The organism is Chromobacterium sp. IIBBL 290-4, assembly GCF_024207115.1.
GTDB lineage: Bacteria > Pseudomonadota > Gammaproteobacteria > Burkholderiales > Chromobacteriaceae > Chromobacterium.
In genome coordinates this window covers 257050-282190 of the sequence record NZ_CP100128.1, presented here as the reverse complement: position 1 = coordinate 282190, position 25141 = coordinate 257050, and the positions used below count along the sequence as shown (strand labels likewise).

Annotated in this window: 23 protein-coding genes; 8 read left to right on the top strand and 15 right to left on the bottom strand. The window is 62.5% G+C overall.

Features of this window, described 5'->3' with window-relative positions; genetic code table 11:
* Position 1: 1 nt before the first annotated feature.
* On the bottom strand, positions 2 to 373 hold the full coding sequence (locus NKT35_RS01220; RefSeq protein WP_254298002.1) for a hypothetical protein: 372 nt from the start codon (positions 371 to 373) through the stop codon (positions 2 to 4).
* A 122-nt stretch (positions 374 to 495) separates the two neighbouring features.
* On the opposite strand from NKT35_RS01220, the gene NKT35_RS01215 reads away from it, so the two are divergent.
* From NKT35_RS01215 to NKT35_RS01195, 5 genes are read left to right on the top strand one after another with little or no spacing between them, the layout of a single operon-like run.
* The gene (locus NKT35_RS01215; protein ID WP_254298000.1) at positions 496 to 1335 is read left to right on the top strand and encodes a segregation and condensation protein A; all 840 of its coding nucleotides are present in this window, start codon (positions 496 to 498) and stop codon (positions 1333 to 1335) included.
* A complete protein-coding gene (locus NKT35_RS01210) occupies positions 1332 to 2141 on the top strand; it encodes a carbon-nitrogen hydrolase family protein (RefSeq protein WP_254297999.1) in 810 nt (269 codons plus the stop codon). The genes NKT35_RS01215 and NKT35_RS01210 overlap by 4 nt, the downstream gene beginning before the upstream one ends.
* Positions 2142 to 2201: 60 nt before the next feature.
* On the top strand, positions 2202 to 2669 hold the full coding sequence (locus NKT35_RS01205; RefSeq protein ID WP_254297997.1) for an OsmC family protein: 468 nt from the start codon (positions 2202 to 2204) through the stop codon (positions 2667 to 2669).
* A 24-nt stretch (positions 2670 to 2693) separates the two neighbouring features.
* Positions 2694 to 3155, top strand: a complete 462-nt coding sequence (locus NKT35_RS01200; RefSeq protein WP_254297994.1) for a thioredoxin family protein — start codon at positions 2694 to 2696, stop codon at positions 3153 to 3155.
* A gap of 1 nt (position 3156) precedes the next feature.
* Positions 3157 to 3561 carry an NUDIX hydrolase gene (locus NKT35_RS01195; RefSeq protein WP_254297992.1) on the top strand — a complete coding sequence of 135 codons (405 nt, stop codon included), beginning with the start codon at positions 3157 to 3159 and terminating at the stop codon, positions 3559 to 3561.
* Between the two features lie 160 nt (positions 3562 to 3721).
* Here the strand turns inward: NKT35_RS01195 and NKT35_RS01190 are convergent, their stop codons facing one another.
* The 5 genes from NKT35_RS01190 to NKT35_RS01170 all read right to left on the bottom strand — a co-directional run bounded on the left by NKT35_RS01190 (position 3722) and on the right by NKT35_RS01170 (position 9741).
* A complete protein-coding gene (locus NKT35_RS01190) occupies positions 3722 to 4549 on the bottom strand; it encodes an undecaprenyl-diphosphate phosphatase (RefSeq protein ID WP_254297990.1) in 828 nt (275 codons plus the stop codon).
* Positions 4550 to 4693: 144 nt separating this feature from the next.
* Positions 4694 to 6322: a methyl-accepting chemotaxis protein gene (locus tag NKT35_RS01185; RefSeq protein ID WP_254297988.1), complete on the bottom strand. Its 1629-nt coding sequence runs from the start codon at positions 6320 to 6322 to the stop codon at positions 4694 to 4696.
* A gap of 202 nt (positions 6323 to 6524) precedes the next feature.
* Positions 6525 to 7931 (bottom strand): exodeoxyribonuclease I, encoded by a 1407-nt coding sequence (gene sbcB, locus NKT35_RS01180; RefSeq protein ID WP_254297986.1) that lies wholly within the window; start codon positions 7929 to 7931, stop codon positions 6525 to 6527.
* 65 nt (positions 7932 to 7996) lie between these two features.
* Entirely contained in the window at positions 7997 to 8785 is a 789-nt protein-coding gene (locus NKT35_RS01175) for an enoyl-CoA hydratase-related protein (protein WP_254297983.1), read from the bottom strand.
* A gap of 167 nt (positions 8786 to 8952) precedes the next feature.
* Positions 8953 to 9741: an alpha/beta fold hydrolase gene (locus NKT35_RS01170; protein ID WP_254297981.1), complete on the bottom strand. Its 789-nt coding sequence runs from the start codon at positions 9739 to 9741 to the stop codon at positions 8953 to 8955.
* A gap of 152 nt (positions 9742 to 9893) precedes the next feature.
* Here NKT35_RS01170 and NKT35_RS01165 point away from each other — a divergent pair, with 152 nt between their 5' ends.
* From NKT35_RS01165 to NKT35_RS01155, 3 genes are all read left to right on the top strand, one after another.
* Complete coding sequence (locus NKT35_RS01165; protein WP_254297979.1) at positions 9894 to 11708, top strand: phosphodiesterase; 1815 nt, start codon at positions 9894 to 9896, stop codon at positions 11706 to 11708.
* Between the two features lie 338 nt (positions 11709 to 12046).
* Positions 12047 to 13210 (top strand): ABC transporter ATP-binding protein, encoded by a 1164-nt coding sequence (locus NKT35_RS01160; RefSeq protein WP_254297977.1) that lies wholly within the window; start codon positions 12047 to 12049, stop codon positions 13208 to 13210.
* 231 nt (positions 13211 to 13441) lie between these two features.
* Positions 13442 to 14731 carry an NAD(P)/FAD-dependent oxidoreductase gene (locus tag NKT35_RS01155; RefSeq protein WP_254297974.1) on the top strand — a complete coding sequence of 430 codons (1290 nt, stop codon included), beginning with the start codon at positions 13442 to 13444 and terminating at the stop codon, positions 14729 to 14731.
* Between the two features lie 221 nt (positions 14732 to 14952).
* Here the strand turns inward: NKT35_RS01155 and NKT35_RS01150 are convergent, their stop codons facing one another.
* From NKT35_RS01150 to tgt, 9 genes are all read right to left on the bottom strand, one after another.
* Positions 14953 to 15546: a hypothetical protein gene (locus NKT35_RS01150; protein WP_254297972.1), complete on the bottom strand. Its 594-nt coding sequence runs from the start codon at positions 15544 to 15546 to the stop codon at positions 14953 to 14955.
* A 203-nt stretch (positions 15547 to 15749) separates the two neighbouring features.
* Positions 15750 to 16697, bottom strand: a complete 948-nt coding sequence (locus NKT35_RS01145; protein ID WP_254297970.1) for an alpha/beta hydrolase — start codon at positions 16695 to 16697, stop codon at positions 15750 to 15752.
* 153 nt (positions 16698 to 16850) lie between these two features.
* Positions 16851 to 17669: an MBL fold metallo-hydrolase gene (locus tag NKT35_RS01140; RefSeq protein WP_254297968.1), complete on the bottom strand. Its 819-nt coding sequence runs from the start codon at positions 17667 to 17669 to the stop codon at positions 16851 to 16853.
* A gap of 80 nt (positions 17670 to 17749) precedes the next feature.
* Positions 17750 to 19657 carry a DNA mismatch repair endonuclease MutL gene (gene mutL / locus NKT35_RS01135; RefSeq protein ID WP_254297966.1) on the bottom strand — a complete coding sequence of 636 codons (1908 nt, stop codon included), beginning with the start codon at positions 19655 to 19657 and terminating at the stop codon, positions 17750 to 17752.
* Between the two features lie 73 nt (positions 19658 to 19730).
* Positions 19731 to 20375 (bottom strand): DedA family protein, encoded by a 645-nt coding sequence (locus tag NKT35_RS01130; protein ID WP_254297965.1) that lies wholly within the window; start codon positions 20373 to 20375, stop codon positions 19731 to 19733.
* Between the two features lie 277 nt (positions 20376 to 20652).
* Positions 20653 to 21588: a protein translocase subunit SecF gene (gene secF, locus NKT35_RS01125; RefSeq protein WP_254297964.1), complete on the bottom strand. Its 936-nt coding sequence runs from the start codon at positions 21586 to 21588 to the stop codon at positions 20653 to 20655.
* A 4-nt stretch (positions 21589 to 21592) separates the two neighbouring features.
* Positions 21593 to 23440, bottom strand: a complete 1848-nt coding sequence (secD, locus tag NKT35_RS01120) for a protein translocase subunit SecD (protein WP_254297963.1) — start codon at positions 23438 to 23440, stop codon at positions 21593 to 21595.
* 67 nt (positions 23441 to 23507) lie between these two features.
* On the bottom strand, positions 23508 to 23831 hold the full coding sequence (yajC, locus tag NKT35_RS01115) for a preprotein translocase subunit YajC (protein ID WP_254297962.1): 324 nt from the start codon (positions 23829 to 23831) through the stop codon (positions 23508 to 23510).
* A gap of 141 nt (positions 23832 to 23972) precedes the next feature.
* On the bottom strand, positions 23973 to 25088 hold the full coding sequence (gene tgt / locus NKT35_RS01110) for a tRNA guanosine(34) transglycosylase Tgt (RefSeq protein ID WP_254297961.1): 1116 nt from the start codon (positions 25086 to 25088) through the stop codon (positions 23973 to 23975).
* Between the last annotated feature and the right edge of the window lie 53 nt (positions 25089 to 25141).

Sequence of the window (25141 nt, the reverse complement as noted above, 5' to 3'; positions counted from 1 at the left end):
CCTAGCGCGGGTAGCACTTCTCAATGGAGCCGTTGGCGCGTTGGCAACGAATGCTCAGTATGGCGCCATGCGCCACATCGCCCTGGATGGCATAGGCTTGATAGCCAGCCGCGGAGGTCTTGCCTGCCGGCAATCGCCAAGTGAAACGATAGATATTGCCTGCTTGGCTGTGGTCGTTTTCGTCCAGCGTCAGCTTGTCGGTGACGCCCAGATCGATTTCAATGATGCGGCGGCTGGTTTCCTGGATTTTGCGCTTGCGCCAGAAATGGTCGGAATTGTTTTCCGGCTGGCTGGCTGCGGCGGGTGCCGCTGGGGTGGGATGAGCGGTGGCGGCTGTGGCTGAGCTGGCCAGAATGATGCCAGCGATCAACATCGAAACAAGGTGTGCGGAATTCGTTAACACGCGGCGTTGCATCAGATATAAAGCCATTTTGGCTGCTCGGACATGGAAAAGTTCAACCGCGCGCGCAGTAGGGAACTGGTATCCTTGCCGGCATGAATTCCGAATCCCACAACCCTGCGCCCGGCGAGGTCCCGTCGGCGACGGATGAATTGTCCGACAGTTTACCGATTGCCCATGTTTTCGGCCAGCCTGTTCTGGAGCTGCCGCAGGATCTGTTCATTCCCCCTGATGCCCTGCAAGTGATCCTGGAAAGCTTCGAAGGCCCGCTGGACCTGCTGCTGTATCTGATCCGCAAGCAGAATCTGGACGTGCTCAATATCCCGATGGCGGACATCACCGCGCAGTACATGTCCTATATCGACGCTATGCAGCATGGGCGGCTGGAGCTGGCGGCGGAATATCTGTTGATGGCGGCGCTGCTGATCGAAATCAAGTCGCGCTTGCTGCTCCCCAGGCCGCAGCTGGATGAGGACGGCGAGCCCGACGATCCGCGCGCCGAGCTGGTGCGGCGCCTGCTGGAATACGAGCAGATGAAGCTGGCCGCGCTGGAATTGGACAAAATTCCGCAGGCCGACCGCGATTTCGCCTGGCTGGCGGTGCTGGTGGAACAATCGGCCGAGCAGCGCCTGCCGGACATCAGCAGCGGCGACCTGCGTCAAGCCTGGATGGCCATCCTGTCCCGCGCCAAGCACAAGCGCCATCACAAGGTGGAGAAGGACGAATTGTCGGTGCGCGAGCAGATGAGCTGGATTCTGCGTTATCTGGAAGGCAAGGAGTACGTGCCCTTCGAAGAGTTGTTTGATCTAGACAAGGGCGTGGCGCATCTGGTGGTGAACTTCATCGCGGTGCTGGAGCTGGTGAAGGAAGGTTTGGCCAAGGTGAGCCAGGACGCGCCATACCAGCCGATTTACGTGCGGATCGCATTGGTATGAGCCGGATCCGCCTGGCCTTGGCCCAGCAAGGGGATGCGCCGGAGGAGGCCGCCTTCCTGGCTTGGCTGCAGGCTTGGTGCGAACAGGCGGCGGCAGGCGGCGCGCATCTGCTGCTGTTGCCGGAATTGTGGTCGACCGGCTATCGGCCAGACAAAATGAACGAGGCGCACGCCTGGCATGATGGGCATCCGGCGCTGGCCGCCATCGCGGCTTTGGCCCAGGAGCGCCGGCTGGCGGTAGGCTTTACCTATCTGGCGCGCCATCAGGGCGCTTTGCGCAACCGCTTGCGACTGTACGGCGCGGATGGCCGGCTGGCCTTGCAATACGACAAGGTCCATATCTGCGACTTTGCCGATGGTACGGAAACGGCGCTGCAGGGCGGCGATGGTTTCGCATGCGCCGATGTGGCGCTGGGCGGCGCAACGGTGCGGATAGGCGCGATGATTTGTTTCGACAGGGAGTTTCCCGAAGCGGGCCGCGCCTTGATGCGCCAAGGCGCGGAGCTGGTCTTGACGCCGAATGCCTGTCGAATGCGCGAGGACGAAGCGCTGGGCGATGCGCGGCTGCAGCAGTTGCGCGGCCGGGCATTGGAAAACCGATTCGCTGTCGCCCTATGCAATTACCCCGCGCCGCTGCAGGATGGCGCCAGTTGCCTGATAGACGCGCGCGGCCGCTTGCTGGCGCTGGCCGATGATCAAGCCGGCATCTTGTTCGCCGATCTGGATTTGAGCGAGTTGCGGCGCTGGCGGACGGAGCAGGACGAGGTGTGGGGGACGCAGGCGCTGAGGCCGGATTGCTACCGCTGATAGTTGTTTGTCATTGCCGTGCTATCATGTTCCGGTTTGGATTTCCCTCTGGAGGCCGTGATGGCGCAGCACCTTGCGGAAGTGATTTGGCAGCGCGGTGAGCAGGATTTTCTGGACCGCCGCTATAGCCGCAGCCATGTGTTGAGGTTTGATGGCGGGGTGGAGGTGAAGGGCTCATCTTCTCCCCATGTCGTTCCGCTGCCGTATTCCGACGCGGCCGCCGTGGATCCGGAGGAAGCGTTCATCGCCGCCTTGTCGGCCTGTCATATGCTGTGGTTTCTGGATTTGGCCGCCCGCGCAGGTTTCCGGGTGGATCGCTACCATGATGAGGCGGTCGGCGAAATGGGGCGCGACGACAAGGGCAAAGCTTGGGTAGCCAAGGCGGCCCTGCATCCGGCGACAGCGTTTTCCGGAGACAAGCAGCCGACGCTCGAGCAGTTGCAGCAACTGCATCACACCGCGCATGAAGAGTGCTTCATCGCCAACTCGGTGAAGACCGAGATTGTTTGCCATCCCAAATTGATTTGATCTTTCTTGCCGCAGGAGCTTCTCATGCGAAAATACTTTTTGATGCTCGCGCTGTTGCTGGCGAGCGTAGCGGCGGTCGCCGCCGATCTGCCTTACAACGAACAGGCCGATGCCAAGGCGGAACTGCAGCAGACGCTGGCCGCGGCTCAGCAAAGCCATCAGCCGGTGTTGCTGATTCTGGGCGCCAATTGGTGCGAGGACTGCCGCGCGCTGGACGCGGCGCTGAAGACCGGCAAGAGCGCCGAACTGGTGAACCGCGAATTCAAGGTGATCAAGGTGGATGTCGGCAATTTCGATCATAACCTGGACATCGATGCCGCTTACGGCCACCCTATCGCCAAAGGCATTCCGGCCGCCGTGGTGCTGTCGTCCGACAATAAGGTGCTGTACGCGACCCGCGCCGGCGAACTGGCCGATGCCCGCCGGATGAGCGAAACCGGCATCTACGACTTCTTCGACCGGGTCAGCCATCAAGCCAAGCCGTAGGATGGCGTTCGACGATGTTTTCCGCCTCAGCGCCCATGCGGTGATCACCGATGGCGCTGGGGCGGTGCTGCAATTGAAGGCCACCTATGGCGGTTTGGCTTGGGGGCTGCCCGGCGGCGCTTTGGAGCCGGGCGAAACCATACACGAGTGCATTGTCCGCGAATGCCGGGAGGAGCTGGGGTTGGAGGTCGAGGTGAAATGGCTGACCGGCGTCTACTATCACCGGACGTACAATTCCCAGGCTTTCATCTTCCGTTGCGTCTTGCCGCCAGACACTATCCTGTCCCTCAGCGCCGAGCACTCGGCTTGGCGCTTCTTTCCGCTGGAAGATTTGAGCCCAGTGCAACGCCAGCGGGTCGAAGACTGCCTGCGCTTTGCCGGCGTGGTGTTCAGCGCGAGCTTTTAGGCGAGCAGCGCGGCCTGGCCTCTCCGGCCAGGCCCGTAGCGGCGCTTGGCAGGCTTAAAGGGGGGCAATGCGCCCGATTGTTCACTCCATCCTCGGAAAAGGCCTGCTAGGCCAAGCCTCGCTGCGGCGGTGTGTCGCAGGGGCTGCGCATCGCAAGCGCTTAGCCGGCGCTCCAGTTCACCAGGCCGCTCTGCCAACTGGCCAGCACGATCAGGCCGAAGGCGATGCGATACCAGGCGAATACGGCGAAGCTGTGGGTGGAGATGAAACGCAGCAGCGCGCGGATGGCCAGGAAGGCGAATATGAATGACGCGCCGAAGCCGACCGCGAATACGCCGATATCGTCGCCGCTCAGCGCATCGCGATGCTTGAGCAGGCTATACAGCGAAGCCGCGCCCAAGGTGGGAATGCCGAGGAAGAAGGAAAACTCGGTGGCCGCTTTGCGGGACAAGCCCAAGAACATGCCGCCTATGATGGTGGCGCCGGAGCGGCTGGTGCCGGGAATCAGCGCCAGGCACTGGCACAGCCCCACTTTCAGCGCGTCCTTCAGGCTCAAGTCGTCCACTGTCTCCACGGCGATCTTATGTTCGCGCTTTTCCGCCCACAAAATGATCAAGCCGCCGACGATGAAGGCGATGGCCACGCATACCGGGTTGAACAGCACGGCCTTGATCTGTTTGGAGAACAACAGGCCGGCGATGGCGGCCGGAATGAAGGCGATGACGATGCCGAGCAGCAGATTGCGCTCGCTGCCGGGGCGGATGGCGCCAGCCAGCGTGGCGCCGATCTTGCGGCGATATTCCCATACCACGGCCAGCATGGCGCCCAACTGGATGAAAATCTCGTAGACGTCGCGTTTTTCCTTATCGAGGAAATGCAGCAGATCGCCGGTCAGGATCAGGTGGCCGGTTGAGGAAATGGGCAAAAACTCGGTGATGCCTTCCACCAAGCCCATGATCAGCGAGTGAAACAGCAGAATCGGGTCCATGTGACGTCCAGTTTGGCTATGCAAAGGGCAATGGACGCGATTATAAGCGAGAAGCATGACGTTTGTTGGCAGCATATTGCCGCCGCGCCGAGTAAAAAAACGGCTGCGCCGAAACCGGCGCAGCCAGGCCGACAAGCTAACCCGCTACAGGCGGAAGCGGGTGGTCACGCTTTGCAGATTGGCCGAGAGGGTACTCAGTTGGCTGGAGGTGGTGGCGAGCTCCTGCACGGTGGCGTTGTTTTCCTCCGCCATCCGCGAAACTTTCTCCATGTCCTGCGCCAGGCATTGGCTGGTGCTGCGTTGTTCGGACAAGGCGCCGGTGATGTTCTGAATGGTGCGCAGAATGGTGTCCGCGCTGGATTCGATCTCCTTCATCGACTGCGAAGCCTGTTCCGCGGTGCTGGACACGCCTTCCACGCAATCCAGGCTCTGTCCCATGCTGTGCACCACTTGGCCGACGCCCTTCTGGATCGAGCCTATCATGGTGGTGATTTCCTGGGCCGATGTGGTGGTGCGCTCCGCCAGCTTGCGAACCTCGTCCGCCACTACCGCGAAGCCGCGCCCGGTTTCGCCGGCGCGGGCGGCCTCGATGGCGGCGTTGAGCGCCAAGAGATTGGTCTGGTCGGCGACATCCCGAATCACCGTGACGATATGGCCGATCTGCTGCACCTCGTGCGTCAGGCTGTTCATCTGTTTGGAGGTATCGTCCACAGACGTGGTGACGAAGCGGATCTTGCCCACCGATTCCAGCACCTCGTTGCCGCCACGGCTGGCCAGCTGGCCGGCGGCATGGGCCTGCTCGGAGGCTTCGCTGGAGTTGTCCGCCACATGGTTGATGCTGACGGTGAGCTGCTCGATCGAGGCGGCGGCGGAGGAGGTGGCCTCGGCCTGGGTCTGGGCGCCGGTCGCCACTTGTTGCGCCATGCCGGACAGGGCGCGGGCGGAGTCGGACACCTGATGGGCGTTGTCCTGGATGCTTTGCACCATCTGGCGCAGTTGATCGCGCATTTCCTGAATGTCGCGGGCGATGATCATCGCCTCGTCGCGGGCTGGGGGAATGAGCTCATCGGCGCCGGCCAGATTGCCTTGCTTGATCTGATGGACCAGATCGGCCGATTTGCGCAGCGGCTTGGTGATCAGGTTGGAAATGGCCAGCGCCACGCCTAAAGCCAATAGCAGGGTCAGGGCCGAGGTGGAAATCAGAATGGCGATGGCGGCCTGGCTGGCGGTCAGCGCTTCGTCCATCGATTTTTCCAGCCGGCCTTGCTGGCGTTCGCGCAATTGCGTGAGCGCCGCTATGAAATCGTTATTGGCGGGGGCGAACTTGTTATCCAGAAAGTCGCGCGCGGCCTCGACCTGATGGCTGCGCAGCAAAGCGTACAGCGGCTCGAACAGCGCGCGTTGCCGGGTTTGCGCCTCGCGTATCTTGCCGAAAATGACGCGGCCTTCGGGCGTGGAGAGCAGCGGCTCCATTTTGTTCATGTCGTCTATGTTTTGCGCGCGGATTTCGTTGGCTTTGCGGATGTGCTCCTCCACCGCCTCAGGGCGATTGGCCAGCACGCCGTCGCGCACCTCGCGGCCGATATTGAGCAGGTTGAGCGAGATGCGGTGAGACAGCGCGATCTTGGGATAGCGGTCGTTTTTGATCTCGTTGATGTTGTCCTGGATATTCTGCAGTTTGAGATAGGCGACGCCTATCACCACGCATAGCAGCATGATGAGGATGGCGAATCCGCCCAGCAGTTTCTGTCGAACGGTGAACTGATGCAGCATCGTCGCCCCCTTGTTTACATATTGATTCCCATATAAATGGTTCTAGCTCAATACATAGTGGAAATTCATAAGGGCAAATGCGTAGCGAGGCGGGAAAGGGCGATTCGGGCGGTGGATTTGCCTTGGCGATTCCGGATGCCTGCTTGGATGGGGCATCCGGAATCGAAGGCGCGCGCCAGGCCGGCCTGGCGGCTCAGGCGGATCAAGCCCGCAATTGGTCGGCGTAGTCGGCGACTTGCCGCAGCAGCTGTTGTTGCGTTTCGGACAGCTCGGTGGCTTGCAGCGTTTCCCACTCCTGCAGAAAGCTTGGCATGCCGGCCTCCACGCGGCTGCGGCACAAGGTTTGCCAGCGTTGTTTCTCCGCGGCGGCCAGGGTGTCGGGGAAGTTGCGGGCGCGGTAGCGGAACAATAGTTCAGCCAGCTGCGGGTCTTCGAATAGCGCCATCTCGCCGGCCAGCTGCGGTCCGGACAGGCGGCGCATTTTCTGCAGGACCCGGCGGTCATTGTTGGAAACGAAACCGCCGTACAGGTTTTGATCCACGTCCTGCGGTTCGCCGGCCTCGCGCTGATATACCTTGCGCCAGAGCGAATTCAAGTCAGGCAAGGTTTTGGCGATGTCCGCATGCCGCTGGACGGCGGCGAAGTCCACGCCCCAGCGCGCGGCCTTGTCCTCGCTCAGCGCCTTGAGATTGGCGACGACGAAGGGCGATTTGTTGATGTGTATGGTCTTGATCGGCAGCCGCTCCAGGCCTTCCGGCAAGTCCTCTGTCCGGCTGAACATGCGCTGGCGGATGGCGTCCGCCGACAGGCCGCGCAGCTCGGAAGGATCGCGCGCCAGATCCCAGACGATCACCTCGTTGCCATTGGTCGGATGCTGGGCCAAGGGCCATACGACGGCCAGATTGCCGCGCTCCGGGCCGTACATGCCGGAAACATGCAGCACCGGCTTGGGGTCGTGCAGCGACAGCTGAACCTTGACCGCGTCTTTCTTGCGCAGCGTCAGGTAGAAGTCGAACAGCTTGGGCTGGTGTTGGCGGATCAAGCGGGCCAGCGCGATGGTGGCGCGCACGTCGGACAGGGCGTCGTGGGCGGCGTCGTGCTCCAGGCCGTTGGCGGCGGACAGGTGCTCCAGTTTGAAGCTGGGGCGGCCGTCATCGTGTTTTGGCCAATTGATGCCCTCGGGCCGCAGCGCGTAGGCGGCGCGCGCCAGGTCCAGCAAATCCCAGCGGCCGCAGTTGTTCTGCCATTCGCGGGCATAGGGATCGATCAGATTGCGCCAGAACAGAAAGCGGGTGACTTCATCGTCGAAACGCAGCGAATTGTAGCCCACGCCTATGGTGCCGGGCGTGGCCAGCTCGCGTTCGATCACGCCGGCGAACTCATGCTCGGCGACGCCGCGCTCGGCGCACAGCTGCGGGGTGATGCCGGTCAGCAGGCAGGCTTGCAGCGTCGGCAGGTAGTCCGGCGCGGGCGAGCAGTACAGCATCACCGGCTCGCCGATTTCATTGAGCTCGGCATCGGTGCGGATGCCGGCGAATTGCGAGGGGCGGTCCTGGCGCGGCACGGCGCCGAAGGTTTCGTAATCGTGCCAGAAGAAAGTGTGGGACATGGCGGCTGCGGCGGCGGATGGGAAGGGCGCTATTGTCGCATCGCGGCAGCCGCTTGGGCCAGCCCTCAGTCCATCCAGCCAGGTTTGCGCATTTCGATCAAGGCATTGATGCCTTCGCGGCCTTCCTCGCTCATGCGCATGGTCAGGCTGTGTTCGATGCAGCGCTGCATCACCGGCAAGGAAATGTCCTGGTGGCCGATTTCGCCTATCAGGTGCTTGGCCGCGCGCATCGCGGCGGGGCTGTTGAGCAGCAATTGCCCCAGCATGTGGCGCACCGCCGCGTCGATCTCGTCGTTTTCCACCACTTGATGGATCAGGCCCAGCCGCTTGGCCTTGCCGGCGTTGAAGCGCTCCGCGGTGATGCAATAGCGCCGCGCCGCGCGCTCGCCTATGGCCCGGATCAGGTAGGGCGTGGACAAGGCCGGGATCTGGCCGAAGCGGACTTCCGACAAGCTGAACAGCGCCTCCGACACGCCGATGGCGATGTCGCAACAGGCTACCAGGGCCACGCCCAGGCCGAAGGCCGAGCCTTGCACTTTCGCCACGGTAGGCTTGGGCAGCGTGTCCAGCGTATGCAGCAGTTGCGCGGTCTGTTGCGCGTAGCGGTTCAGTTCGCTGGCCGAAAACTGCGACAGCCGGCGCAGCCAATCCGGATCATGGCCGGCGGAAAAGCTGATGCCGCTGCCGGTCAGCACCACGGCGTGGATGGTGTTGTCTTCGGCCACGGTTTCCAGCGTGGCGGCCAGCAGGCTGATGGTTTCATCGTCCAGCGCATTGTGCAGGTCGGCCCGGTTGAGCGTGACGGTGGCCACGCCTTGTTTGTCTACGCTGAGCAGTACGGATTCAACTTTCATCGCTAATCTTCCCCTTGTGCCGGTACTGAACCTGCAATGATTGAACCGGCAATAAGCGTTTGAGAGGCTTGGAGCGCGCGGATGGCGGACATGTTTTTCCGCCGGCCTGGAGCCGTCATCCGCAAGCGAGAAGCCTCAATACGGCATTGCCGAGTGATTAAGATGCCTTATGCCTGGCCGAAACGCACGATGCCGCGGGCGAAAGCCTCCGCCGACTCGATGTGCAGCACATGCGCGGCGCCGGGCAGCACTTCCAGCGTGGCCCCCGGAATCAGGCCATGCAGCAGTTGCGCCTGGTAGAGCGGCGTCAACCTGTCTTCGTCTCCGACCAGGATATGCGTCGGGAGTTGCAATTGCGGCAGCCAGGTCCTGGCGTCATGCTGCTTGACGCCATTGATCAGGCGGATCACCGCCTCCCAGTCCACCAGTCCGGCCATTTTCTTCAGATCATCCAGCATGGGCGCGCTGCTGGCCAGAAACCGGCTGGAAAACAGCCAAGGTATGCTGACTTCGTAACGCAAGTCCAGGCCGCCCTGGCGATTGGCCGCGATCCAGCTGTCGCCGATGTAGTGATTGACGCTGTCCGACCAAGCCAGCGTGCCGGCCAGAAACAGCCTGCCGGCGCGCGCGGGATGCCGATGGACGAAATGCTGCGCCACCATGCCGCCGTAGGAAAGGCCGGCCGCATAGACCTGATCGATACCCAACAGATCCAGCAGGCCGCAAGCCAAGTCGGCCTGATCGGCCAGGGCGTAATGGTCTGCGGGCGGATGATCGCTCTGGCCTTGGCCGATGAAGTCCAGCCTCAAGACGCGGAAATAACGCTCCAGCATCGGCAGCATCAAGGTCCAGCCTACCGTCGACATGGTGATGCCGTTCATCAGCAGCAGGGGAGAGGCGCCCTGTCCGCTTTCCTCGTAATAGACTTGATGTCCATTGATCTGGGCATAGGGCATGGCGCTTTCTCTTCCTGGCTGTCATGTTTTCATTCTAGAACTGCCGGTGTCGGTCTGAACAGCATGGCGGAGAAAAAGACGACCGTAATTCCTTTGACATATTGGCGAGGTAGATTCGCCGGTGGACTTTTTGCGGGGTCGTTTAGGAAATCATGCAAATCTGCGTCGAGCCCTCTCCTTTGCAGGGCGTGGCGGGCTGGTGCCAGGAATTGGACGAAATCATCGGGCAGCGCCGGCTGCAGCCGGTTTTTCAGCCTATTGTCGATCTTGATGCTGGCGTCATTCTTGGCTATGAGGGGTTGATACGCGGGCCGTCGGACAGCACGCTGCATTCGCCGATGATGCTGTTCGAAGCTGCCGAGCGCTGCCAGATGACGATCTCGCTGGATATCGCCTGCTTGCGCGCCTGCGCGGAACGCTTCACCGAGCTGGCGCTGCCCGGCATGCTGTTCGTCAATCTGCATCCGGAAACGCTGCTGGTGCAGGAACAGCGTGCCGCCTCGATATTGGCGTTCTTGGCTCAGATAGGCCTGGACAGCAAGCGAGTGATTCTGGAGCTGACCGAAACCAGGCCCAATGGCGGCTATCTGGCGCTGCGCGAGGTGACCAGCGGCTGCCGCAAAGGCGGCTTGCGCATCGCCATGGACGATCTGGGCGAGGGGTTTTCCAATCTGCGCCTGTGGTCCGAGCTGAGGCCGGATTTCGTCAAGTTGGACAAGCACTTTGTCCAGAACATCCATCTTGATCCGCTGAAAGAACAATTCGTCCGCTCCATGGTGGACATCGCCCGCGAGTCCGGCGCCCAGCTGGTGGCGGAAGGCATAGAGTCGGCCGCGGAGCTGCGAACTTTGTGCCGACTCGGCGTCCGTTATGGGCAGGGCTATTTGTTGGCCAGGCCCCAGGCTCATCCCGCGCATGAGCTGCCCTTGAGCGCAGACAGCCTGCCCTGGACCGGCAACCGCCGCCATGCCCTGCGCAATCAGGCGCTGGCCCGCGATTTGCTGATGGACGTGGCGCCGATGGAGTCGCGGGTACCGAACGAGGCCGCTTACCGGCGTTTCGCCGAACATCCGGAATGCTTCGCCATTCCCGTGGTGGAAGACGGCGTGCCGGTGGGCCTGCTGCGCCGCCATCATCTGTTGGAAAGTTTCGCCAAACCGTTCAACCGCGAGCTGTATGGCAAGAAGCCCTGCCACCTGATGATGGACAAGCAGCCCTTGGTGGTGAATGCCGACATCACCGTCCATGAGCTGTCCAGCCTGGTGGTGGCCGCCGAGCAGCGCTATCTGGTGGATGGCTTCATCATCACTGAGGGCGGCCGCTATCTGGGCATGGGCACCGGTTTCGCGCTGATGCGCAAAATCACCGAGCTGCAGCTGTCGGCGGCGCGCTACGCCAATCCCTTGACCGGCCTGCCGGGCAATGTGCCGATCAACGAAACGGTGGATCGGCTGCTGGGCATGCGCGCGCCGTTTGTGGCGGCCTACGCAGATCTGGACCACTTCAAGCCTTTCAATGACTTGTACGGCTACGCAGCCGGCGACGATCTGATCTTGCTGCTGGCGCGTTTGCTGCAGGAGTTTGCCGATCCGGAGCGCGATTTCGTCGGCCATGTCGGCGGCGACGACTTTGTGGTGCTGATGCAGTCCGAGGATTGGGAGGAGCGGCTGCGCCGGGCGTTGGCGGAATTCGGCCGGCTGGCGTCGGGACATTTCACCGAGCGGCATCGCGAGGCCGGCGGTTTCGAGGTGGCGGCGCGCACCGGCGAAATCCTGTTTTTGCCGCTGACGACCTTGTCGCTGGGCGTGGTGAAAATCCAGCCCGGCCGGTATTTGAACCATCATGAAATCGGCGCCGCCACCGCCGACGCCAAGAAACAGGCCAAGAAAATGCCGGGCAACAGCCTGTTCATCGAGCGCCGCGTGCCGCCATCGTCCAAGTCTTCAGCCTGCGCATGCGGGCGATGAGCCCTGCCTTGTTTGATTTCTTCAACAGCTGAGGCGTCGAAGCCACAAGCAGATGGAATGTTCTAACCGGATCTATTGCCGGGGCTTGTCAATTTTCTTAAACATCGCTTAGTCTGACACCTGTCACCGCCGCAGCAGACGGCGGCAATTCCGTGCCATAGGGGACGGGTGAGAAGAGGAGAGCCGCCACAGCCGGCCGCGAGGCGCGGCAGGGCGTTGTTTGGTTTTCTTCGCCATCCATCCCGCTTTCATCTTTTCAAGCAGGGCGATCCGCTATTTGCCATGCTGGAAGCGCGCGCAAGCGCGCCTGCCTCGGGCAAAAGGGAAAGGGAAACGACATGTCGGAAGCTATTGCAGCCACCCAAGGCGCGGCCCATCTCGCCGCCGCCAGCGCCGCGGGCGCGGCCGCTCCCACCTATCTGCGCATTCAAGGCGTGGTGAAGAAGTTCGGCGACCACGTGGCCGTCGATCATATCGATCTGGACATCCGCAAGCATGAAATCTTCGCCTTGCTAGGCAGCTCCGGCTGCGGCAAGTCCACGCTGCTGCGCATGCTGGCGGGCATGGAGTCGCCCACCTCGGGCAAGATCATTCTGGACGGCCAGGACATGCACGGCCTGCAGCCCTACGAGCGGCCGGTCAATATGATGTTCCAGAACTACGCCCTGTTTCCGCACATGACGGTGGAGCAGAACGTCGCTTTCGGCCTGAAACAGGATGGCGCGCCCAAGGACGAGATCGCCGAACGGGTGTCGCGGATGCTGGACTTGGTGCAGATGCGCAAATTCGCCGGCCGCAAGCCGCACCAGTTGTCCGGCGGCCAGCAGCAGCGGGTGGCGCTGGCGCGCAGCCTGGTGAAGCGGCCCAAGCTGTTGCTGCTGGACGAGCCGCTGGGCGCGCTGGACAAGAAGCTCAGGCAGCAGACCCAGCTGGAGCTGGTCAACACCATCGAGGCGGTGGGCGTGACCTGCATCATGGTGACGCACGATCAGGAAGAAGCGATGACCATGTCCAGCCGCATCGGCGTGATGAGCGAGGGCAAGCTGCTGCAAGTGGGCACCCCGACCGAAATCTACGAATACCCCAACTGTCGCTTCACCGCCGAATTCATCGGCGAGACCAATATCTTCGAAGGCGCGGTGGTGGTGGACGAAGCCGACAAGGTGGAAATCCAGTCCGTCGAGCTGGGCGGGCTGATCCATATCGACCACGGCATCACCGGCCCCAAGGGCATGCATGTCTGGGCCAGCGTGCGGCCGGAGGACGTGCGGCTGGACAAGCAGGCGCTGGCCGCCGGCCCCAACCGTGCCGCCGGAAAAGTGGAAGACATCGCCTATCTGGGCAGTTATTCCATTTATCACGTCAAGCTGGCCAGCGGCAAAATCGTCAAATCGGTGGTGCCGTCGTCGCGCTGGTGCGACGCCAATGAAACGCCGCCCACCTGGGATGAGCCGGTTTACATCAGCTGGCGCGCCGACACGCCGGTGGTGCTGACGCAATAAGCTTTTTATTCCGCCGCCAAGCATCCTCGACCGGCATGGCGGTTCTTTTGCCATGCGGCCAGCCCGATAGGGAGATGGCTGCTATGGCAAGCCGGCTCCCGGCTTAAGCTGGCGCGCGGGGCCAATCCAGCGTCTCTCATGCGGAGGGCGGCCTCGGCCTGCCAATGAAGGAGAGCGCATCGCCCGCTACCGCCTGGACTCTCTTTCGTTTTCACCACCCATGGGAAAAGTATGCTGAGCTTCGCGCATCAACCGCATCCGCCATCCTATTACGCCGCTACGGCTCATGCCTGGGGCCGACAGCCGCCGCTGCAGGAGGATGCTTCCTGCGATGTCTGCGTGGTCGGCGGCGGCCTGGCCGGGTTGTCCGCGGCGCTGAATCTGGCGGAAAAGGGCTTCTCCGTCATCTTGCTGGAGGGCGCGGAGGTCGGCTTCGGCGCGTCCGGCCGCAATGGCGGACAGGTGATCGCCGGTTTCGCCAGCGATATCGCCGGCATCCGGGCGCAAGTGGGCGCCGAAGCCGCCAAGGCGATGTGGGACATGTCGGTGGAGGCGGTGGAGATCATCGATGAGCGGGTGCGCCACCATGGCATTCCTTGCGATTGGCAGCGAGGCTACGTCAGCGTGGCGGTCAAGCCCCGCCAGATGCGGGAGCTGGAGGATTGGCGGCGGGAAGCTGAGAGCCTGTATGGCTACGCGGACCAGCAGTTGTGGGATCAGGAGACGCTGCGCGGCAAGGTGGGCAGCGAGCGTTATGTCGGCGGCTTGTTCGATCCACGCTCCGGCCATCTGCACCCGCTTAATTACACCTTGGGCCTGGCCGGGGCGGCGTTGGCCGCGGGCGTGAGGATTTACGAGCAGACCCCAGTGCTGAGGCTGGAAAAAGGCCAGCAGCCCAAAGCGCATGCGGAGCGCGGCAGCGTGAGCAGCCGACATCTGGTGCTGGCCTGCAATGCCTATATCGGCGCGCTGGCGCCGGAGCTGGAGCGGCGCATTATGCCGGCCGGCACCTATGTCATCGCCACCGAGCCCTTGGGCGCAGCGCGCGCCGGCGCGCTGATCGCCGACAATATGGCGGTGTGCGACACCAATTTCGTGCTCGATTACTACCGGCTGTCCGCCGACCACCGCTTGTTGTTCGGCGGCAAGGTCAGCTATTCCGGGCGCGAGCCGCGCGATCTGGCCGCCTCGATGCGCGCCGACATGCTGCACGTGTTTCCGCAACTGGCGGGCACCCGCGTCGATTACGCCTGGGGCGGCTTCTGCGACATCACCGTCAACCGCGCGCCCGACTTCGGCCGCTTGGACGGCAATATCTATTATCTGCAGGGCTTTTCCGGCCATGGCGTCAATATCACCGGCATCGCCGGCAAGATTGTAGCCGAGGCTATCGCCGGCACCGCGTCGCGGCTGGACCTGTTCGCCAAGATCCGCCATCGCGACTTTCCCGGCGGCAAATTATTGCGCACCCCGGCGCTGGTGTTGGGGATGGCTTACTACCGGATGCGGGATTTACTTTAATGCCATATCCGCCAATTTGGCTTGGGCCGCTTTAAGTTGCATGCTCGGGCAGACTATTGACCGCTAGCGCGCTGCGTCGCATTGCCGGATGTAAAAGGCCGGCTTGGTCAGCGGCTAGCGGCCAATCTCATGGTTTTAGTGATTGGCGGTGTAATCCCGCTTCAGTTTTCAAGATATTTTGGCACTATCAATCAAGCAGGAAAATAAGCTTGAAATAGCATCTAGTTCGGGCCGGAGGCGGATGGCGCTTTGGTATTTTTGAAGCTGATCGCTTGAAGCAAGCGCCCTACTTCAAGCTCGGCATTTTTGTTCTCGGTCGGCGCCCCCCAGCTTTCGTATCCATTGATCAATGCGGCGTAGTTGGCTGCCGAAAAGTGATACAGCGTCTGGTTTTTAACCAGCAAATAATTTGAAGTGGCATGGTGAGGCTTGCCATCCACACTGATGCGTTCGAAATAGTGCAGGCATTGTTCGGCGAGAGAGCATGGTGCAATGTTTTTCAGAATGATATCGCTTTTACCATCTAGCGTTTTCGACAGAGTTTCCAAGATGCCCGGCTTGGGGTTGCGGACACTGATCACTTCGTAAGTGAAGGGGTAAATTCGGCCTCCTGAGATGATGTGTATGCCTTGAACGCGCTCAGGCTCTGCCGGTTCGGGTTTGAAGCTGCTGACTTGAAGAGGTTTTGGATCCAAGGCCTGTAGCAGATCCAGATTCAGAGTGTATGGTTTGTCAGCAAATAGCTCGTTAGTGGATGTGGCGTGAGATGTTAGCGAGCACGCTGCCAGCATGATCAGTAATAACACTCTCTTCATTTTTTATCTGCCTTTACGGAGTCGAGTCAGTCAGGCATAAGGTTACTATCTTTCGTATTTGTTTGGAATATTTGTCGGTGGCGATGGTCTGACTGCAACGGACTACGGCGGGGTGGCACGCATCCCGCTTATTCGGATCCCTATATTGTTTTGGCTTCAGCTCTGGGCGCGGCAGGAAGCCCGGCTTGGCCGGGCTTTCGCGTTTACAGACTCTGCTTCAGAAAGCGGATGAGGGCGGAGGGCAGCTCCGGCGCCAGCGGCTGCGGAGCGGCGCCATATGAGGCCTGGACGTTCGCTTCGTCGTCGCGCAGCAGGTGGTTCATGCCGGGAATCAGCAGGAACTGGCTGTCGGGTTTGGCGGCATGCAGCGTTTTGCCCTCGCTCTTGGCTACTTGATGGTCGGCGCCGCCCTGGATGATCAAAGCGGGCGCTTTCAGCGCGCGCAGCGCTTCGCTGGGGGTGTAGCGGAACCAAGAAATCAGGTAGGGCTGGATGCTGGGGCGGTACACCACCATCAGCGGGCCGGGGACGTTGTCGGCTTCGCGGCCTTGCCGCAGCGCTTGCAGGATGCGATCGCTTTGCTTGGCCAAGTCTTCCGGCAGCCTGGGCGCCAGTTGGAGGCGAAGAATATCCGCCGCGTTGCTCGCAGGGCCGTCCAGAGAGACGAAGGCGGCGGCGTTTTGCTTTTCCGCCGCCAGCATGCCGATCAGCGAGCCCTCGCTATGGCCGATCACGGCCACCTTGGAGAAGCGGGCGTCGGTTTTCAGCTTGGCGACCCAGCCGGCGGCGTCGCCCACGTAATCGTCGAAATGCAGCGCCGCTTCGTCCAGGCCGGCGGCGCGGCTCTCGCCTATGGCGCGCTTGTCGTAGCGCACCGAGGCGATGCCGGCTTCGGCCAGCGCCTGGGCCAGTTGCTTGAGATAGCCGCCGCTGCCATAGGGCAGGCCGGGGTTGTCGCCGTCTCTATTGGTGGGGCCGGAGCCGGCGATGATTAGCGCGACCGGCGGTTTGTCGGCGTGATCCGGCAACATCAGCGAGCCGGCGATGCGGCCGGTGGCGGTATTGAGTTCAATGGCTTGATCGACGGCGGCAGACGCGCGTCCTGCGCATAAGGCGGCGATGGCCAGCACGGCGAATGTGGGGAAACGCATGCGCTGATCTCCTGTTTGGCTGGAGTCGCCATCATAAAGCGCCGAGCATTTAACTGTCATTTCAATGAATGGGCGGCGGCATCAAAATGTTGGCAATGATTGCGCGGCCTTTGTATGCAACGGCGCGCGCAGTCTTGCCAAATGAGATGGGGTTCAGTCGAAGATCAGCCGGCTGCCGGTGGCGATGGGCATTTGCTTGGGCAGCAGATGGCGGGCGTAGCCGCTGCAATGGCAGGCGAAGAGTTGCGGCTCGGTTTGCCGTTGGAAATAGCGGCGCACCTGCCATACCCGCAGCGGGCTGGCGCTGCGCAGATGGAAGCCGCCGATGACGGCGCGAACCGGCGCGCCGCCGCAAACCAGCTTGGCGTAGTCGACGATATGGCGGATGCCGGAGTGGGCGCAGCCGCTGAAAATGATCAGGCCCTTGCTGGTCTTGCAGACCAGGGCGGAGTCATCTTCTACCATGTCGGGCGCGCTGTCCGCTTGGTCGGGATTGAGCCTGCCCAGCGAGCCGCGGCCTTCGGCGTAGCGCTCGCGCGGAATCTGGCCGAGAAACACAAAGTCGTCGGCGAAGGGGTAGGGCTCTGTCTGCAAGCGCAGATCGAACTGCGACGCCAAAGTCTCAGGGATAGCGGGAATGCCCAGCCGGCGCAGCGGCCAGGGGCCGAGCGTGGCGACGCGCGGCAGCAGCGCGCTTGGATGGGCGATCAGCTGCGGGCGCGCGGCTGGGCGCAGATGCTCCGCCAGCGGGGCGAGGCCGCCGCTGTGGTCGTAATGGCCATGCGACAGCACCAGATGGCTGAGGCTGGATAAATCAATGCCCATCTGGGCGGCGTTTTCCAGCAACAGGCCGCTGCGGCCGGTATCGAACAGCACGCGATGAGGGCCGCGTTCAATCCATAGCGACAAACCGGCTTCCGCTTTCAACTCGGGCCGGTGGCTATGGTTTTCCACTAATACGCTGACTTTCACTTCAAACCTTGTCGCTTTGGCCGCGGCGTCTTCAGCGTTGAGACGCCACGGCTAAGAATAATGGATGACAGAAACGGCGCTTACTGACCGCGCATGAACAGCTTGTCCAGATCGCGCATCGTCAACCGGCTCCAGGTGGGGCGGCCGTGGTTGCACTGGCCGGAGCGTTCCGTCGCCTCCATGTCGCGCAGCAGCGCGTTCATTTCCGGCAAGGTCAGCTGGCGGTTGGCGCGCACCGCGCCGTGGCAAGCCATGGTGGCCAATAGTTCATTGCGGCGTTCGGTCAGCACCTGGCTGAGGCCGAACTCGCGCACGTCCTTCAGCACTGCGCGCGCCAACTCCACCGGATCGCCGTCTTTCAGCCATACCGGCACGCCGCGCACGGCGATCTGGGTGGGGGACAGCGGCGCCAGCTCTACGCCCAACTTTTTCATCTCTTCGCCGTGCTCGTGGGCGGTGGCCACCTCCATGCGGTCGGCGGCGAACGACACCGGCAGCAGCAAGGGCTGCAGCGGGATGGCGTCGGCTTCCAGCGCGGTTTTCAGCCTTTCGTAGACGATACGCTCATGCGCCGCGTGCATGTCCACCAAGATCAAACCTTCGGCGCATTGGCTGAGGATATAGACGCCATGCAGTTGCGCCAGCGCGAAGCCTAGCGGCGGGATGCCGTTTTCGTCGTGCGCCGGCATGGCCAGCACGGCTGGGTGGGGCAGGGCGGGGCTGGCGCCCGTCTCCGGCTGGGACTGGGCGCGTTCTTCGTCGCGCAGGCCGCCGAACATTTTGTCGTACACGCCCACGGCCTCGCGCGCCACGTTCAGCGGGATGGATTGCTGTTGGTAGCGGAAGGGCGGCGGCGCGGGCGAAGAGAACGAGGCCGGGCGCGGGCTTGGGGCGGCATTGGCGAACAGCGAGGCCGATTCGCCGCGCGAGAGTCCGGCGGGTGCGTCTGCCGCCACGCCGGGCGCCGCATCCTCCACTTGGACTGTCGGCGCGGCGCCGGCGGTGGTGCCGGCCAAGGCCTTGTGCACGCTGTGGAACAGGAATTGGTGCACGGCCTGGCTTTCGCGGAAGCGCACCTCGATCTTGGTCGGATGCACGTTGACGTCCACGCCGGACGGCTCAAGCTGGAAGAACAGCGCGTAAGCCGGGTGGCGGTCGTGGTGCAGCACGTCGCGATAGGCCTGGCGCAGCGCGTGCTGGGCGGTCTTGTCGCGGACGAAGCGGCCGTTGACGTAAAAATATTGGGCGTCGCGGCTGGCCTTGGAATAGGTGGGCGAGGCGATGAAGCCGGACAGCGCCAGCGGGCCGGCCTGGCTGGCCAGCGGAATGGCTGCCGCGACGAAGTCTTTGCCCAGCAATGCGGCCACGCGGTCTTCCGCGCTTTGCGAGGGCAGGCGCCAGATCACCTTGCCATTGTGGCGCAGCAGGAATTCCACGTCCGGGTGCGCCAGCGCCACGCGCTCGAAGGTTGCCTCGCAGTGGGCGTATTCGGTGTTTTCGCTTTTCAGGAATTTGCGCCGCGCCGGGGTGTTGAAATACAGATCCACCACTTCCACGCTGGTGCCATGCGGATGCGCGGCCGGCTCCACCGGATGCAGCGTGCCGTCGATGGCGATGATCTGGTGGGCATGCTCGGCGTCTTGCGGGCGGCTCACCAGCGTCAGCCGAGACACCGAGGCCACGCTGGCCAGACCCTCGCCGCGGAAGCCCAGGGTGGCCACCGACTCCAGATCGTCCAGCGAGGCGATCTTGCTGGTGGCGTGGCGGTCCAGCGCCAGCGGCAAGTCTTCCGCCGCGATGCCGGCGCCGTTGTCGGTCACGCGTATCAGCTTGATGCCGCCCTGGGCCAGATCGACGCTGATGCGGCTGGAGCCTGCATCCAGGCTGTTTTCCAGCATCTCCTTCAAGGCGGAGGCCGGGCGTTCCACCACTTCGCCGGCGGCGATCTGGTTGATGAGGTGGTCGGGGAGCTTTTGGATGCGGTTCATGGGCGGCGAGGTCTGGTGTCGGAAAACGAATAAGGCCGCCCGGTGGGGGCGGCCTTGTCGATTTTACTACGGATTAAGACTTGGCGGCCGCGCGTTTATGGCGCAGGAATTCAATGATGGCCGGCAGGAAGGAAACGAAAATGATGCCGAAAATCAGCAGTTCCAGATTCTTGCGCACGAAGGGCAGGTTGCCGAAGAAATAGCCGGCGTAGCTGAAACTGGCCACCCACAGGATGGCGCCGATGACGTTGTACGCCATGAACTGGCGATAGCCCATGGCGCCGATGCCGGCCACAAACGGCGCGAAAGTGCGCAGGATGGGAGCGAAGCGGGTGAAGATGATGGTCTTGCCGCCGTGGCGCGCGTAGAAAGCGTGGGTTTTGTCCAGATAGTCCTGCTTGATCAAGCGCGGGAAGCGTTGCAGCAGCGCCTTGCCGAGGTAGCGGCCTATGGTGTAGTTGGCGGTATTGCCCAGGATGCCGGCGACGATCAGGGTGCCCACCAGCGCGTGCACGTCCATCTTGCCCATGGCGGCCAGCGCGCCGGCGACGAACAGCAGCGAGTCGCCCGGCAGGAAGGGCGTCACCACCAGGCCGGTTTCGCAGAAGATGATCAGAAACAGGATGGCGTAGATCCACGGGCCGTAATTGGCCGCCAGCTGCGCCAGGTGGGTGTCGATGTGCAGGATGAAATCGATCAGGAATGTCAGGACTTCCATGAGCTTTCCGGTACGTAGTAGTGGTTCGGGTTGAGCGAAGGAGGGCAAAAAACTGGCCGGACAAGCCGGCCTGGCTGCTGACATGGTGAATCGGTACGATTCTAGAGGACCCGGCACAGCCGGGCCTCGCCAAATAAGCGGCTCATTCGGCAGCCTGCCTATTTGAATCCCAATCCCCCCGCCCTTGCCCTGCAAGGGAGCCTCGCCTTCAAGAAGGCGAGGGGGCTATCAACAGCCGACTGGCCGGACAAGCCGGCCAGTTGATGCGGTGCGGAGGTCAGACCACCGCTTCTTCTTTTGGTTTCACCGGCTTGATCATGTGCTCGCGCTTCACGCCCAGCCACAGGGCGATCGGGCTGGCCACCAGCACCGAGGAGTAGATGCCGAACACGATGCCTATGGTCAGCGCCATGGCGAAGCCGTGCAGCGCCGGGCCGCCGAACACCAGCATCGACACCACCATCATTTCGGTGGAGAAGTGGGTGATGATGGTGCGGCTCATGGTGGAGGTGATGGCGTTGTCTATCACCTGGTTCACCGGCAGGCCGCGGGTGCCCGGTTTGCGGAAGTTTTCGCGGATCCGGTCGAACACCACCACCGATTCGTTCACCGAGTAGCCCAGCACCGCCAGGATGCCGGCCAGCACGGTCAGCGAGAACTCCCAGCGGAAGAAGGCGAAGCAGCCGAGGATGATCACCACGTCGTGCATGTTGGCGATGATGGCCGCCACGGCGAAGCGCCATTCGAAGCGGATGGCCAGGTAGAGCATGATGCCCAGGCACACCAGGATGACGGCGGTCAGGCCGCTGGACACCAGCTCGGCGCCCACGCTCGGGCCGACGAAGTCGACCTTGCGCAATTGCACGGCGGCATCGTCAGCCTTCAGCTGCGTCATCACCTTGTCGGACAGCTGGGCCGAGCTGGTGCCCGGCTTGTTCGGCAGGCGGATCATCACGTCGCGGCTGCTGCCCAGGTTCTGCACCGTGGCTTCGCCCAGCTTGAGGCCGTCGACGCGGTCGCGGATCTTGTCCAGGTCCGCCGACTGCTGATACTGCACTTCCAGCACCGTGCCGCCGGTGAACTCCACGCTGAAGTTCAGGCCGCGGGTGGCCAGGAAGAACACGGCGAGGATGAAGGTCACCAGCGAGATCGCAGTGGTGAGCCTGCCGTAGCTCATGAACGGGATGTCCCGTTTGATGCGGAAAAGCTCCATTGGATTAACCCTTGTTTTCCGGTTTCCACACCTGGCCGATGGCCAGCGAGGTCAGTTTGCGGCGGCGGCCGTACCACAGGTTCACCAGGCCGCGCGACACCAGCACCGCCGAGAACATCGAGGTCATGATGCCCAGGCAGTGCACGATGGCGAAGCCGCGCACCGGGCCGGTGCCGAAGATCATCAGCGCCAGGCCGGCGATCAGCGTGGTGACGTTGGAGTCCAGAATGGTGTGCCAGGCATGGGTATAGCCAGCCTGGATCGCCGAATGCGGCGGCACCCCGTTGCGCAGCTCCTCACGGATGCGCTCGTTGATCAGCACGTTGGCGTCGATGGCCATGCCCAGCGCCAGCGCGATGGCGGCGATGCCGGGCAGGGTCAGCGTGGCTTGCAGCATCGACAGGATGGCGATCAGCAGGAACACGTTGATGGCCAGCGACAGGGCGGAGAACACGCCGAACAGGCCATAGTAGATCACCATGAACGCGGCGATGGCGGCGAAGCCCCACAGCGTGGCATGGAAGCCCTTCTCGATGTTTTCCTTGCCCAGGCTCGGGCCGATGGTGCGTTCCTCGATGATGTTCATCGGGGCGGCCAGGGAGCCGGCGCGCAGCAGCAGGGCGGTGTCGTTGGCTTCGGCATTGTTCATGCTGCCGGAGATTTCCACGCGGCCGCCGCCGATTTCGGTGCGGATCACCGGCGCGGTCACCACTTCCTTGCGGCCTTTTTCCACCAGCACCATCGCCATGCGCTTGCCGACGTTTTCGCCGGTCAGCTGGCGGAAGATGGCGGCGCCGGTGCTGTCCAGCGTGATGCTGACGGCGGGCGCGCCGAACTGGTCGAAGCTAGGCTGGGCGTCGTTGATATTGTCGCCGGTCAGCTCCACGTCGTTCTTCAGCAGGATCTTGCTCTGGCCGCGGGAGGTGACTTCGTCCAGCAGCTCGTAGCCGGCCGGCACATTGCCTGCCATGGCGTCGGCCACCTTGCCTTGGTCGTCTTCCACCATGCGCACTTCCAGCGTGGCGGTGCGGCCGATGATGTCCTTGGCGCGGGCGGTGTCCTGGATGCCGGGCAGCTGCACCACGATGCGGTTCGGGCCGGCCTGCTGGATGATGGGCTCGGTGGTGCCAAGCTCATTGACGCGGTTGTGCAGGGTGGTGATGTTCTGCTTGACCGCGTCGTTCTGGATCTTGATGACTTCTTCCGGCTTCAGCGTCAGGATCAGCTTGTTGCTGGAGTCATCGGCGCGGATGGCCAGGGTGGGCAGCATGCGGTAGGCCACGTCCTGTGCCGATTTCAGCGTGTCGTTGTCGCGCAGCTGCACTTCCAGCGTGTTGCCGGTACGGCGGATGTTGCCGTAGCGCACTTGCTTGTTCTTCAGCTCGCGGCGCAGGTCGCCGGAGTAACGGTCCATCGCCTTGTCGATGGCGGCCTTCATGTCCACTTCCAGCAGGAAGTGCACGCCGCCGCGCAGGTCAAGGCCCAGGAACATCGGGTTGGCGTGCAGCGAGGACAGCCAGGCCGGGGAAGCCGGCAGCAGGTTCAGTGCGATGATGTAGTTGTCGCCCAGCTCGTGCTGGATGGCGTCGCGCGCCTTCAGCTGGGTGTCGGTGTCCTTGAAGCGGACCTTCAGGCTGTTGTTGTCGAGGAATACGCCGTCGGGACTCAGGCTCTGCGACTTCAGGGCGTTTTCCACGCGCGCCATCACGGCGGTGTCCACCGGAATGGATTGGCGCGAGCTGGACACCTGCACCGCGGGCGTTTCGCCGTAGAAGTTGGGCAGCGTGTAGATCGCCGAAATGATCAGCGCCACCACGATGACGAGGTATTTCCAGAGAGGGTAGCGGTTCATGTTCTAGTTCTGGGATGGAAAATGAACAGGCCGCCTGCGGAGGGTCCGGGGGCGGCCGTGATTGGCATTACAGGGACTTCAGCGTGCCCTTTTCCAGCTTGGCGCTGACGGCGCCGCGCTGTACGTTGATTTCCACGCCGTTGGCGATTTCAACGGTCAGGTATTGTTCGCTGACCTTGGCCACGCGGCCGATGATGCCGCCCTGGGTGACGACTTCATCGCCCTTTTGGATTTCCGACAGCATCTTCTGGGTTTCCTTCATGCGCTTCTGCTGAGGACGGATCATCAGGAAGTAGAACAGCACGAAGATCACGATCATCGGCAGGAAGCCCATCAGGTCGAAACCTGCGGGGGCGGCGCCACCGGCGGCGAAGGCGGGAGTAATGAACATCGAAAGACTCCTAATGATTATGTATGACTGGCATTCAAACAGGCCATTGTATCCATGCTCCATGGCTTTTCCAACCATGGCGCGCGGCAGCGGCGTGGGACCGTGCCCGACGCCGCTAGGTTCCCGTTGTCACAGCTTTAATTAATTGACGCCGCGAGCGCGCTTGGCGGCGAACTCCAGGCGGAAGTCCTCGAAGCGGTCTTCTTCGATGGCCTTGCGCATTTCGCGCATCAATTCCTGGTAGTAATGCAAGTTGTGGATGGTGTTCAGGCGCGCGCCCAGGATTTCGCCCACGCGGTGCAGGTGGTGCAGGTAGGCGCGGCTGAAGTTGCGGCAGGCGTAGCATGCGCACTCTTCGTCCAGCGGCTTCTTGTCGTCCTTGTAGCGCGCGTTCTTGATCTTGACGTCGCCCCATTGGGTGAAGATCCAGCCATTGCGCGCGTTGCGGGTCGGCATCACGCAGTCGAACATGTCCACGCCGTTGGCCACGCCGTGCACCAGGTCTTCCGGCGTGCCCACGCCCATCAGATAGTGCGGCTTCTCGGCCGGCAGCATGTCCTTCAGTTCGGTCAGCATCCGGTACATTTCCGGCTTGGGCTCGCCCACCGACAGGCCGCCGATGGCGATGCCGTCGAAACCGACCTGCATCAGGCCTTCCAGCGATTCCTGGCGCAAATCGGTATAAAGGTTGCCTTGCACGATGCCGAACAGCGCATTGGGGTTTTTCAGATCGTCGAAGGCGCGGCGCGAGCGCTCGGCCCAGCGCAGGCTCATCTGCAGCGATTTCTGCGCGGTGGCGTGGTCCACCTGGCCCGGCGTGCACTCGTCCAGCTGCATCACGATGTCCGAATTGAGCACGGTCTGGATCTTCATCGAGATTTCCGGGCTCAGGAACAACTTGTCGCCGTTGATCGGGCTCTGGAAGGTGCAGCCTTCTTCGGTCAGCTTGCGCATGTCGGACAGGCTGAACACCTGGAAGCCGCCGGAGTCGGTGAGGATGGGCTTGTCCCAGCCGATGAACTCGTGCAGGCCGCCGAACTGCTCGACGATTTCCAGGCCCGGGCGCAGCCACAGGTGGAAAGTGTTGCCCAGAATGATCTGCGCGCCGATGTCGTTCAACTCCACCGGGCTCATCGCTTTCACCGAGCCGTAGGTGCCCACCGGCTGGAAGACCGGGGTCTCCACGGTGCCGTGGTTCAGCTCCAGCGTGCCGCGTCGCGCGCCGCCGGAGGTTTTGTGTACGGTAAACTTCAACATTATTCGAAGTGTCGCTTCAAGGTTTGTTTAGCAAAATCAGTCCGCTAGTATAC